Source organism: Actinosynnema sp. NPDC023587 (genome assembly GCF_040640215.1).
Lineage (GTDB): Bacteria > Actinomycetota > Actinomycetes > Mycobacteriales > Pseudonocardiaceae > Actinosynnema.
This window is the reverse complement of the sequence record NZ_JBFABG010000001.1, coordinates 474,602-486,598: the sequence shown is the minus strand read 5'-3', so window position 1 is coordinate 486,598 and position 11,997 is coordinate 474,602. Positions and strand designations below refer to the sequence as shown.

The 11,997-nt window shown below is 71.7% G+C and carries 9 protein-coding genes and 1 pseudogene; 9 read left to right on the top strand and 1 reads right to left on the bottom strand.

Going from position 1 to position 11,997, the window contains the following annotated elements; genetic code table 11:
* Window positions 1-29 precede the first annotated feature (29 nt).
* The 4 genes and pseudogenes from AB0G01_RS02385 to AB0G01_RS02370 all read left to right on the top strand — a co-directional run bounded on the left by AB0G01_RS02385 (window position 30) and on the right by AB0G01_RS02370 (window position 2,027).
* Window positions 30-182 (top strand): DUF4244 domain-containing protein, encoded by a 153-nt coding sequence (locus AB0G01_RS02385; RefSeq protein ID WP_360938811.1) that lies wholly within the window; start codon window positions 30-32, stop codon window positions 180-182.
* A 71-nt stretch (window positions 183-253) separates the two neighbouring features.
* Window positions 254-715, top strand: a complete 462-nt coding sequence (locus tag AB0G01_RS02380) for a TadE family type IV pilus minor pilin (RefSeq protein ID WP_360938809.1) — start codon at window positions 254-256, stop codon at window positions 713-715.
* Window positions 712-1,095, top strand: a pseudogene (locus AB0G01_RS02375) (Rv3654c family TadE-like protein); the annotation flags it as partial. The gene AB0G01_RS02380 and the pseudogene AB0G01_RS02375, both read left to right, overlap by 4 nt.
* Window positions 1,096-1,382: 287 nt before the next feature.
* On the top strand, window positions 1,383-2,027 hold the full coding sequence (locus AB0G01_RS02370; RefSeq protein WP_360938806.1) for a bifunctional DNA primase/polymerase: 645 nt from the start codon (window positions 1,383-1,385) through the stop codon (window positions 2,025-2,027).
* A gap of 140 nt (window positions 2,028-2,167) precedes the next feature.
* Here AB0G01_RS02370 and AB0G01_RS02365 read toward each other — a convergent pair whose 3' ends face one another.
* Complete coding sequence (locus tag AB0G01_RS02365) at window positions 2,168-4,486, bottom strand: DEAD/DEAH box helicase (RefSeq protein WP_360938803.1); 2,319 nt, start codon at window positions 4,484-4,486, stop codon at window positions 2,168-2,170.
* A 240-nt stretch (window positions 4,487-4,726) separates the two neighbouring features.
* Between AB0G01_RS02365 and AB0G01_RS02360 the strand changes: the two genes are divergently transcribed.
* The 5 genes from AB0G01_RS02360 to topA all read left to right on the top strand — a co-directional run bounded on the left by AB0G01_RS02360 (window position 4,727) and on the right by topA (window position 11,985).
* Complete coding sequence (locus tag AB0G01_RS02360) at window positions 4,727-7,033, top strand: sodium-translocating pyrophosphatase (RefSeq protein ID WP_360938800.1); 2,307 nt, start codon at window positions 4,727-4,729, stop codon at window positions 7,031-7,033.
* Window positions 7,034-7,159: 126 nt separating this feature from the next.
* Window positions 7,160-7,738, top strand: a complete 579-nt coding sequence (locus AB0G01_RS02355) for a hypothetical protein (RefSeq protein WP_360938797.1) — start codon at window positions 7,160-7,162, stop codon at window positions 7,736-7,738.
* Window positions 7,739-7,776: 38 nt separating this feature from the next.
* Window positions 7,777-8,379, top strand: coding sequence for a hypothetical protein (locus AB0G01_RS02350; RefSeq protein ID WP_360938794.1), 603 nt, complete (start codon window positions 7,777-7,779; stop codon window positions 8,377-8,379).
* 77 nt (window positions 8,380-8,456) lie between these two features.
* Window positions 8,457-9,095: a hypothetical protein gene (locus tag AB0G01_RS02345; protein WP_360938791.1), complete on the top strand. Its 639-nt coding sequence runs from the start codon at window positions 8,457-8,459 to the stop codon at window positions 9,093-9,095.
* A 127-nt stretch (window positions 9,096-9,222) separates the two neighbouring features.
* Entirely contained in the window at window positions 9,223-11,985 is a 2,763-nt protein-coding gene (topA, locus tag AB0G01_RS02340) for a type I DNA topoisomerase (protein WP_360938788.1), read from the top strand.
* Window positions 11,986-11,997 lie beyond the last annotated feature (12 nt).

Genomic DNA, 11,997 nt, shown 5'->3' with positions numbered 1-11,997 from the left:
CGTCCACAGTGGAATGAAGGAGAATCGTGATGAACGACAAGGGAATGACGACCGCCGAGTACGCCATCGGCACGTTGGCGGCGGCCGGGTTCGCGGGTGTGCTGCTCGTGCTGCTCGGTGGCGACTGGGTCACGGACATGCTGCGCGGGCTGCTGCAAAAAGCCTTCTCGGCGGGGACGTGATGCCGCGCCGCCCGCGACTCCGGAAAACCGTTGCCGGCCGCCGATTCTCGCCACTCGGGGACCGTGGTGCGGTGACGGTGGAGGCCGCCTTGGCGGTCTGCGGGCTCGTGGCGTTCGTGGTGCTGGGCGTCGAGGTGGTCATGACCGTCGTCGCCAAGGTCCGGTGCACGGACGCCGCTCGCGAGGTCGCCCGGCTGGTCGCGCGCGGGGATTCGGCGCGGGCGTCCACCGCCTCGGCGGCCATCGCACCCCAGGGTGCCGAGCTGACCATCGGGTACGACGGCGACACGGTTCGAGTCGAGGTGACAGCACGGCGTGCGGTGGTGGACGTGCACGCCGACGCCTACGCCGTGCTCGAACCAGGCGTCACCGGTTCCACCGGCACGCCCACCGGTGCACCCGCCGGGACGTCTGACGGCACACACGACAGCAAGCACCGCAGCACGCGCGATGCGGCCGTGGGTCGCGCAAGGCCGCGCGGCTACGACTGGCGGGAGGTGCGCGGCCGGTGTGGACGAGTCCGCTGTGGATGACGCCGGTGTGGAGGTGGCGGGTGTGGAGGTGGCCGAGGTGGGCGGGTCCTGGGTTGGGGGACGACCGCGGGGCGGCGAGTGTGCTGGCTGTGGCGTTGCTCGGGGTGTTGTGCGGCGCTGTCGTGTTCGGAGTGTCGTTCGGGGAGGTGGTGGTCGCTCGGCACCGGGTGGCGGCGACTGCGGATCTTGCCGCTGTCGCGGCGGCCGGGTGGGTGGTCGAGGGGAGTTCGCGCGCTTGCGGGAAGGCCGAGTGGGTGGTGCGGCGGATGGGCGGGGAGCTGGTGACCTGCGACGTGGCCGGGTGGGAGGTGGTGGTCGAGGTGCGGGGCTCCCCGGTCAGGGGCGTGGCCGCAGTGTTCGGTGCGCCCAGCGCGCGGGCTCGGGCCGGCGCGGGTGAAGGGTCGAGTGGGGCTGCCGCGACGAACGGTCACCCTCCGGCGGTGAGCGGCCTCACACACCCGCTGGTTGCGGCTTCGGGGGCCTTCTGCGGGAACGCGGGAGTTCTGTCGGCCGTCCGGCCGACCGGCGTTCGCCGTTCCGTACCTACCAGTTGTCGACTGGTGGTTACCAGAAGTCCCTGTCATGTCGTTAGTTCAAGTGAAGGCACCGACGCGGTGTCGAAAAACACCCGACACGGTGTCGTGGTCTTCAAGGAGGCGAACGGAAGATGGAGTGGTCCGATAGCTGGCGCGGGGCCTTCCGCATCGAGCTGCGCGCAGAGGCGGTCAACCTCGCGTGGCACGGGTGGCCTGTGCTGCCGGGGACCTATCCGGCGGGTGCGCAGTGGGCCGGCCGCGAGGTCGCCGAACTGGACGGCCCGGCTCCGGTGCACCACGACTGGCAGGAGCGCATCGGCACCAAGGCGGAGCAGGTCGCCACCTGGTGGGCCGGTCACTCCTACAGCATCCTGCTGGCCACCGGGCACGGTGTGGACGCCATCGAGGTCGACGCCGACCTCGGCCGGCGGGCCGCCGTGGCCCTGCGGGCGGCCGGTGTGCCGGTGCCGATCGCGGCCACCCCCTCCGGGCGCTGGATGTTCCTCGTCTCCTCCGGTCAGCCGCTGCGCGCCGACTGGGTGGCCGACCACGACGTCCACCACTACGGCCGGGGCGAGTTCGTCCCGCTGCCGCCGACGCCCTTCCAGCACGGTGTCGTGCACTGGCGGGTCAAGCCGCAGATCTGCGCGTGGCAGCTACCCCGGACGAGCGTCGTCCAGGACGCGCTGACCGAGGCCGTCCTGACCGACGTCGTGCTGACCGATGCCGTGCACGCACCCACCGACTACGGCCTGGTCCTCGGCGGACTGGCCTGACCCGGGTACGCCGGTCCGTCGTCCTCCTCCGGCGGTTCGGCACCCGTTGAGAAGGGTCGTCGGCCTCACCGACGACCTGGCACGACCTGCGGACGCACCCGTGGGAGCAGTACCCGCCAGGCCGTGTTGGACGTCGTGGATCACTCCCCGACAACCCCGAGCACGACGTCCAACACGGCCAGCCCGCCCGCCTTGTCCAGCGGATCGTTGCCGTTCCCGCACTTCGGCGACTGCACGCAGGACGGGCAACCGGCCGGGCACGTGCAAGCAGCGATCGCCTCCCTCGTGGCGACCAGCCATGGGACCACCGCCGCGAACCCGCGGTCGGCGAAGCCGGCGCCTCCCGGATGACCGTCGTGCACGAACACCGTCGCCTCCCCGGTGTCCTGGTGCAGCGCGGTCGAGACGCCGCCGATGTCCCATCGGTCGCAAGTCGCGAACAGGGGTAGCAGGCCGATCGCCGCGTGCTCGGCGGCGTGTAGTGCGCCGGGGATGCGCGCCGGAACCAGACCGGCGCTCCCCGGCGCACTACCCAACAGCTCTTCGCCGACGGTGTACCAGACCGCGCGGGTCCGCAGGGTCTGCGCCGGGAGGTCCAGCGGCACCGAGTCGACCACCTGGCCGGAGGGCAGCTTCCGCAGGTAGCCGACGACCCGCGAGGTCACCTCGACCTCGCCCAGGCACACCGTCACCCCGGCGTACTTCCGCTCCTCCACCACCCGCACGACGGCGATGTCCTTGGTGTCGCGCGCGGTCGTCGTCCACTCCGGCTTCTCCGCGCGCACCAGCGCGATGCCGCTCTCCAGGTCCAGCCGGTCCACCACGTACGACTCGCCCTGGTGCAGGTACACCGCGCCCTCGTGCACGGTCCAGCACGCCGCCGCCGGGTCGACGGTGCCGAGCACCCGGCCCGAGTCGCCCTCCACCACGACGACCTGCTCGCCGCCCGAACCCCGGATGTCGACCGCGCTGTGCGGCCGGTCGTGGGACGTCCAGTACCAGCCGTTCGGCCTGCGCCGCAGCACCTTCCGCTCGACCATGTCGTCCAGCACGGCCACCGCGAGGTCGCCGCCGAACTCCTCCAGCGAGTCCGGCGTCAGCGGCAGTTCCGCCGCCGCGCACGCCAACTGGGGCTCCAGCACGTACGGGTTGGTCGGGTCGAGCACGGTCGCCTCGACCGGTTTCTCCAGCACCGCCGCCGGGTTGTGCACCAGGTAGGTGTCCAGCGGGTCGTCCCGCGCCACGAACACCACCAGCGCGCCCGAGTCGCCGGTCCGCCCCGCCCGCCCGGCCTGCTGCCAGAACGACGCCAGCGTCCCCGGGAACCCGGCCACCACCACGGCGTCCAGGCCGACGATGTCCACGCCGAGCTCCAGCGCGTTCGTCGTCGCCACCCCGAGCAGGTCACCGCTGGACACGGCCTTCTCCAACGCCCGCCGCTCCTCCGGCAGGTACCCGCCCCGGTACGCGGCCACCCGCGTCGCCAGCTCCGGGTCGATCTCGGCCAGCACCCGCCGCGCCCCGATCGCGGTCAGCTCCGCGCCGACCCGGGACCGGACGAACGCCAGCGATCGCGCGCCCTCCACGACCAGGTCCGCCAGGATCCGCGCGGTCTCCGCGCCCGCCGACCGCCGCACGGGCGCGCCGTTCTCGCCCTCCAGCTCGGTCAGCAGCGGCGGTTCCCACAGCGCGACGGTCCGCCCGGCGCGCGGCGAACCGTCCCGCGTCACCGCCTCGCACGGCACGCCGGTCAGGCGGGAAGCCGAAGTCGCGGGATCGGCCACCGTCGCCGACGCCAGCACGAACACCGGGTCTGCCCCGTACCGCCGGGCGACCCGCCGCAGCCGCCGCACCAGCAGCGCCACGTGCGACCCGAACACCCCCCGGTAGGAGTGGCACTCGTCGACCACCACGTACGACAACCGGCGGAAGAACCTGATCCACCTGGCGTGGTTCGGCAGGATTCCGCGGTGCAGCATGTCGGGGTTGGTGAACACCCAGTTCGCGTGCGCCCGCACCCAGTCCCGCTCGGCCATCGGCGTGTCGCCGTCGAACGTCGCCGCGCGCACCTGCGGCACGCCCAGCGCCTCGACGGACCGGAGCTGGTCCGCACCCAGCGCCTTGGTCGGGGACAGGTACAGGGCCGTCGCCCTCGGGTCCTCGCGCACGGCGCTGAGCACCGGCAACTGGTAGGCCAGCGACTTGCCCGACGCGGTGCCCGTCGCGACCACCACGTGCCGTCCCGCCCACGCGTGCTCGGCCGCTTCCGCCTGGTGCCGCCACGGTTCCGGGACACCCCGCTCCACCAGCGCCGACACCACGTCCGGCGCGGCCCAGGACGGCCACGGCACGGGCTGCGCGTCCTGCCGGGGCAGGTCCGCGCGGTGTGTCAACGGCGACTCCCCTGCCGGGACGCCGGCGAGCACCCGGTCCAGCAAACGACGTCCCTGGTTCGCCACGGGGCGCAGCTTCGCACACGCCGCCGACACCCCGGTTGCTTCCTGCGCCTATGACGGTGAGTGCACGGATCGGGACTCACTGTCGGGTACTTGCGGACCTTGAATAGACTCCGCCGCTATCGCGTCCAATGAGGGGTGCGTCACGTTGTGTCGGGGCTGACCGTCGCGGGTGGACAAGGCCGGTCCCGGCGTAGCGCGGTGCTTCCCGCCTTGGGCTAGGAAAACTCACCAGGAGGACGGATGTCCCGGCAATTCCTCGCGGAGGGCCTAGAGCTCTCCGGAGGTGACCAAGGTCTCGTGGCCGTGGTCGCCGTGGTCGCCCTGGCTGCTCTCGCCGTCGGTTATGTGCTGCTTCGGGAGGTCCTGGCCGCCGGCCAGGGCACCGCGAAGATGCAGGACATCGCCAAAGCGGTTCAAGAGGGCGCTGCGGCCTACCTCAATCGGCAGTTCCGAACGCTAGGCATTTTCGTCGTCATCGTGTTCGTGCTGCTCTTCCTGCTCCCCGCGGAGGACGTCGGGGAGCGGATCGGCCGGTCGCTGTTCTTCCTCGTCGGTGCGGCGTTCTCCGCCGCCATCGGCTACCTGGGCATGTGGCTGTCCACCCGCGCGAACGTGCGCGTGGCGGCAGCCGCGAATGAGCCGGGCGGGCGGGAGAAGGCGACGCGGATCGCTTTCCGCACCGGTGGCGCGGTGGGCATGTTCACCGTGGGCCTCGGCCTGTTCGGCGCGGCCCTCGTCGTGCTGGTGTACACCGGCCAGGCACCGAAGGTGCTGGAGGGCTTCGGCTTCGGCGCGGCGCTGCTCGCGATGTTCATGCGGGTCGGCGGCGGCATCTTCACCAAGGCCGCCGACGTCGGCGCGGACCTCGTCGGCAAGGTCGAGCAGGGCATCCCGGAGGACGACCCGCGCAACGCGGCGACCATCGCGGACAACGTGGGCGACAACGTCGGCGACTGCGCCGGCATGGCGGCCGACCTGTTCGAGTCCTACGCGGTGACGCTGGTCGCGTCGCTCATCCTGGGCACGGCCGCGTTCGGCGCGAAGGGCCTGCTGTTCCCGTTGATCGTCCCGGCGATCGGCGTGATCACCGCGGTGATCGGGGTGTACATCACCTCGGCCCGAACGGGTGAGAGCGGCCTCTCGGCGATCAACCGCTCGTTCTACATCTCGGCGGTGATCTCGGCCGTGCTGTGCACGGTGGCCGCGTTCGTGTTCCTGCCCAGCTCGTTCGGCGAGCTCAAGGGCGTGGACGACCCCGAGGTGATCGCGACGGCGGGCAACCCGGCGTTGATCGCGGCCATCGCGGTGATCATCGGCATCGTGCTGGCGGGCGTCATCCTGTGGCTGACCGGCTACTACACCGGCACCGAGCACAAGCCCGTCAAGGAGGTCGGCAAGACCTCCCTGACCGGCGCGGCGACGGTCATCCTGTCCGGCATCTCGGTCGGCTTCGAGTCGGCGGTCTACACGGCGCTGGTCATCGGCGGCGCGGTGTACGGCGCGTTCCTGCTGTCCGGCACGCTGGTCGTGGCGCTGTTCGCGGTGGCCCTGGCCGGGTGCGGTCTGCTGACCACGGTCGGCGTCATCGTCGCCATGGACACGTTCGGCCCGGTGTCGGACAACGCCCAGGGCATCGCGGAGATGTCCGGCGACGTCGACGGCGAGGGCGCGCAGATCCTCACCGAGCTCGACGCGGTCGGCAACACCACGAAGGCGATCACCAAGGGCATCGCGATCGCGACCGCCGTGCTGGCCGCCACCGCGCTGTTCGGCTCCTACCAGGACGCGATCAAGCAGGCGTTGGAGGGCATCACGGAGGCCGTCCCGGTCTCCTTCAGCAACGTCGTGTTCTCGCCGAACGTGCTGGTCGGCATCATCATCGGTGCGGCCGTCGTGTTCATGTTCTCCGGTCTGGCCGTCAACGCGGTCACCCGGGCGGCGGGCGCGATCGTGTTCGAGGTGCGCCGCCAGTTCCGCGAGAACCCCGGCATCATGGACGGCACGGTCAAGCCCGAGTACGGCCGGGTCGTGGACATCTGCACGAAGGACTCGCTGCGCGAGCTGGCCACCCCCGGTCTGCTCGCGGTGATGGCCCCGATCGCGGTCGGCTTCGGCCTCGGCGTCGGGCCGCTGGCGGGCTACCTGGCGGGCGCGATCGCCACCGGCACCCTGATGGCCGTGTTCCTGGCCAACTCCGGTGGCGCGTGGGACAACGCCAAGAAGCTGGTCGAGGACGGCAACCACGGCGGCAAGGGCTCCGACGCCCACGCGGCCACGGTCATCGGCGACACCGTCGGCGACCCGTTCAAGGACACCGCCGGTCCCGCGATCAACCCGCTGATCAAGGTGATGAACCTGGTCTCGGTGCTGATCGCGCCGGCCATCGTCACGTTCTCGGTGGGCGCGGACGCGTCGGCGGGCGTCCGGTACGCGATCGCGCTCGTGGCGGTCGCGGTGATCGTCGTCGCGGTCGTCGTGTCGAAGCGGCGCGGCACCGCCATCGCGGACTCCCCGGCGGAGACCCCGGTGTCCAACGGGGCGGTCTGACCGGAGGTCGGCAGCGGTTGACGGTCCCCGAAGCGGGCGTCCCCTCCACGGGGGCGTCCGCTTCGGCGTGTGCGGCTTGCCCCGCATGGGCACACTGTGGGTGTTTCCGGGTGATGGGAGAGTCCGATGGTGATCCGGCTGGCCGTGGTGGCCGCGTCGGCGGCGCTGATCACGGCGTGCGGTTCCGGCGGGGACCCCGCCCCGAGCTCGTCGCCGCCGTCGTCCTCCGGCGGTGACACCGTGGCCTACATGGACAAGGTGTGCACGGCGGCGGCCTCGTTCGTGTCCGTGCCCAAGACGCCGCCGAAGCTGGACGCGAACGACCCGGTGAAGCTCAAGGCCGACATGGGCGCGTACATGGGCCAGTTGGCCCAGGCGTTCGACCAGACGGCCGCGAAGCTCCGCGAGGTCGGGCCGTCGCCGGTCGCGGGCGGTGACGAGCAGGTGTCGAAGATGGCGACCACGTTCTCCGACATCGGCAAGTCGTTCGGCGACGCCAAGGCCTCGGTCGAGCAGGCCGACGCGAACGACCCGGTCGGCGGGCTCCAGGCGGCGGGCGAGGCGATCGGCAGGCTGGACCAGTTCGCGGAGCCGCTCAAGCAGTTGGAGGCGACCCCGGAGCTCAAGGAAGCGGCCGAGAAGGCCCCCGCCTGCCAGGACCTGCGCACGCTCCGGCCGTCCGAACCGGTAACCCCCACGTCGTAGTATCCGGCGGTCGAACAGGACCAGTGGGGGGAATCAGCGTGAAACTTCGCCTGACGGTGGCCGGTGTCCTCGCGGGCGTGCTCCTGACCGGGGCGTGCTCGGGCGCGGAGTCGTCCGGTGCGGGTACGTCGACCGCGAGCGGCGGCACGACCACCACCCGGGCGGCGGCGGCCGATCCGGTGACGTGGAGCGGCACCTACTGCGAGGGCATCACGCCCGCGCTGGAGGGCCTCGTGGAACTGCTCCAGACCATGCTCGCGGGCGCGTCCGCCGACCCGGTGGCGTTCAAGGCCGAGATCCAGGAGTTCGCGGACAAGTCCGGCAAGTCGTTCGCCGAGGCCGGCCGGAAGCTGGCGGACCTCGGTGCTCCGTCGACGGGCGCGCAGGCGCTGCACGACGAGCTGGTCAAGTTCTTCGACGACTCGGCGAAGACGTGGGTCCAGGCGAGCGAAGAGGTGGCGAAGCTCGACCCGAACGACCCCGAGTTCACCACCAAGATCGGTGAGCTCGGCGGCAGCGAGACGAGCACCGCCAACGACCAGATCAAGAAGCTGACCAGCGACCCCGAGCTGGCCGAGGCGTACCGGAAGGCACCCGCCTGCGTCGCGCTGGCCGACAAGATGAAGACGCTCGGCGGCTGACCCGGGAGTCCCGGCCGGACGGGATCGCCCGGTCGGAGACTGGCCGTGCTCGAACGTGTGTTCTACGCTGCCGGATCGTGGGGCAACTGTCCTTCTTTTCGGCCGAGGCACGCCGGCCCTGTGTCGCGGACCTGGCCGGGCTGCTGTGCGGGCCCGGTCGGGCGGTGGGGTTCGCCCGTGGTCGGGCGGCCCGGATCTCGGTGTGCCTGGACGAGCGCCGGCGCGCGATCGCGCTGGTCGCGGCCCTGGCCGAACGGGACGTGCAGGCGCGGCTGGAGGTCGTGCGACGCCCTGCGGCGGTCCCGGACGAGACCGCCGACGAGCCGCCGGCCGTGCCCCCGCCGGGGTTGGGCGACGGCCTGGAGGTGGTGACGGCGTACCGCACGGACCTCACCGGGCTGGCCCACCAGTGGCTCGCCGGTGACGCCAAGGTGGTGCCGCCGGACTTCACGGCGCACGGTGGCGTGCTGCGGCTGTGGGCGCTCGTGTCGGGCCGCTGGGCCGAGTCGGCGTACGTGCTCGGGCTCGACCCGGACTCGCCCGACACGCACGAGCCGTTGCAAAAGGCGTTGGCCGCGTCGGGACTTCCGGCGACACTGCTCACGGCCGGCGGACCCGCCCTGCGGGTGGTGGGCCGGCGGCGGTTGGAGCGGCTGGCAGAGCTGGTCGGGAGGGCTCCGCGAGGGGTCGGGGAGCGCACCTGGCCGGCCGCCTAGCGGTCCTCCTGGCGGGTGATCGGGCACAGTTGTGTCACCCTGTCCCGACCAGGGCTGCCCATGCGGCGACATAGGACAGTGCACACTGGCGGGTCGGGACACAGATGTTCGGAGAGAGCGGGACGGCGTGGCTGGATCGACACGGGCGAAGAAGAGCAGCGGGGGATCCGCGAGCGGCAACCGGCGGTTGGTGATCGTCGAGTCGCCCGCGAAGGCGCGGAAGATCGCGTCCTACCTCGGCACCGACTTCGTCGTGGAGTCCTCCAAGGGGCACATCCGCGACCTGCCCCGGGGCGCGGCGGACGTGCCCGCCAAGTACAAGGGTCAGCCGTGGGCGCGGCTGGGCGTCGACGTCGACCACGACTTCGAGCCCCTCTACGTGGTCACGCCGGACAAGAAGGCGACCGTCGCGGAGCTGAAAGAGCTGCTCAAGGACGTCGACGAGCTCTACCTGGCGACAGACGGCGACCGGGAGGGCGAGGCCATCGCCTGGCACCTCCTGGACACCCTCAAGCCCAAGGTCCCGGTCCGCCGGATGGTGTTCCACGAGATCACCGAGCCCGCGATCCTGGCCGCCGCCGCGAACCCCCGCGACCTCGACCAGGACCTGGTCGACGCGCAGGAGACCCGCCGCATCCTGGACCGCCTCTACGGCTACGAGGTCAGCCCCGTGCTGTGGAAGAAGGTCATGCCGAAGCTCTCGGCGGGCCGGGTGCAGTCCGTGGCGACCCGGATCGTGGTCGAGCGGGAACGCGAGCGGATGAAGTTCGTGAGCGCCTCGTACTGGGACGTCTCGGCGACCATGGACGCGGGTGCGAAGGCGTCGCCGCGCCAGTTCTCCGCGCGCCTGGTGGCCGTGGACGGGCAGCGCCTGGCGACCGGCCGCGACTTCGAGTCGACGGGCCGGCTCAAGGAGGGCTCGGAGGTCCGGGTCCTGGACGAGTCGCAGGCCCGCGCGATCGCGGAGGGCCTGGTCAAGGCGGACATGACGGTCTCCTCGGTGGAGGAGAAGCCGTACACCCGCAAGCCGTACGCGCCGTTCATGACCTCGACCCTCCAGCAGGAGGCGGGCCGCAAGCTGCGGTTCTCGGCCGACCGGACCATGCGCACCGCGCAGAAGCTGTACGAGAACGGCTACATCACCTACATGCGCACCGACAGCACCACGCTGTCCGAGACGGCCATCACGGCGGCCCGTGCGCAGGCCACGGAGCTCTACGGCGCGGAGTACGTCTCCAAGACGCCCCGCCAGTACACCCGGAAGGTCAAGAACGCCCAGGAGGCCCACGAGGCCATCCGCCCGGCCGGCGAGGTGTTCCGCACCCCCGGCGAGGTGGCGCGGGAGCTGGAGTCCGACGAGTTCAAGATGTACGAGCTCATCTGGCAGCGCACCATCGCCTGCCAGATGACCGACGCGCGCGGCAACACGACCAGCGTGCGCATCTCCGGCACCACGCGGGGGGTGCCCGGCTCGGCCGGGGACGAGAGCGTCACGTTCGCCGCGTCCGGCCGCACGATCACCTTCGCGGGCTTCCTGAAGGCCTACGTGGAGACGGTCGACGCGGAGGCGGGCGGCGAGTCCGACGACGCCGAGTCGCGGCTGCCCGAGCTGGTCAAGGACCAGCCGCTGGTCGCCGCCGAGCTGTCCCCGGACGGCCACTCGACGTCCCCGCCGCCGCGCTTCACCGAGGCGAGCCTGATCAAGACGATGGAGGAGCTGGGCATCGGCCGCCCGTCCACCTACGCCTCGATCATCAGCACCGTCCAGGACCGCGGCTACGTCTGGAAGAAGGGGTCCGCGCTGGTCCCCTCCTGGGTGGCGTTCGCCGTGGTCGGGCTGCTGGAGCGGCACTTCGGCCGGCTGGTGGACTACGACTTCACCGCCGCGCTGGAGGACGAGCTGGACGGCATCGCCGCCGGCCGCCAGGAGCGCACCACGTGGCTGTCCGGGTTCTACTTCGGCGGCAACGTCGGCCCCGAGTCGTCGGTGGGCCGGTCGGGCGGGCTGAAGAAGCTGGTCGGGTCGAGCGTCGAGCAGATCGACGCCCGCGAGGTGAACTCGATCCCGCTGTTCGTGGACGAGGAAGGCCGCACGGTCGTGGTCCGGGTGGGCCGCTACGGGCCGTACCTGGAGCGCGAGGTCGAGGGCGAGGACGGCGCGCCCACGTCGCAGCGGGCGAACCTGCCCGACGACCTGCCGCCGGACGAGCTCGACCGGAGCCTCGCGGAGAAGCTCTTCGCGACCCCGCAGGAGGGGCGCTCGCTGGGCAACGACCCGGTCACCGGGCACGAGATCGTGGCCAAGGAGGGCCGTTTCGGCCCGTACGTGACCGAGGTCCTGCCGGACCCGCCCGAGGGCACCAAGAAGCCGCCGAAGCCGCGCACCGGCTCGCTGTTCAAGTCCATGTCGCTGGACGTGGTCACGCTGGACGACGCGCTGAAGCTGCTCTCGCTGCCGCGCGTGGTCGGCAAGGACCCGGAGACCGGCGCGGAGATCACCGCGCAGAACGGCCGCTACGGGCCCTACCTGAAGAAGGGCACCGACTCGCGGTCGCTGACCAGCGAGGACCAGCTCTTCACGGTGACCCTGGACGAGGCGCTGAAGATCTACGCCGAGCCGAAGAAGCGCGGTCGGGCCGCCGCCGCGCCGCCGTTGAAGGAGCTGGGCAACGACCCGGTGTCCGGCAAGCCGATGGTGGTGAAGGAGGGCCGCTTCGGGCCCTACGTCACCGACGGCGAGGTGAACGCGTCGCTGCGCAAGTCGGACAGCGTCGAGGGGTTGAGCGACGAGCGGGCCGCGGAACTGCTCGCGGAGAAGCGCGCGAAGGGCCCGACGACGAAGAAGAAGGCCCCGGCCCGCAAGAAGGCACCCGCCAAGGCGAAGAGTTAGCGGGAGGATGGG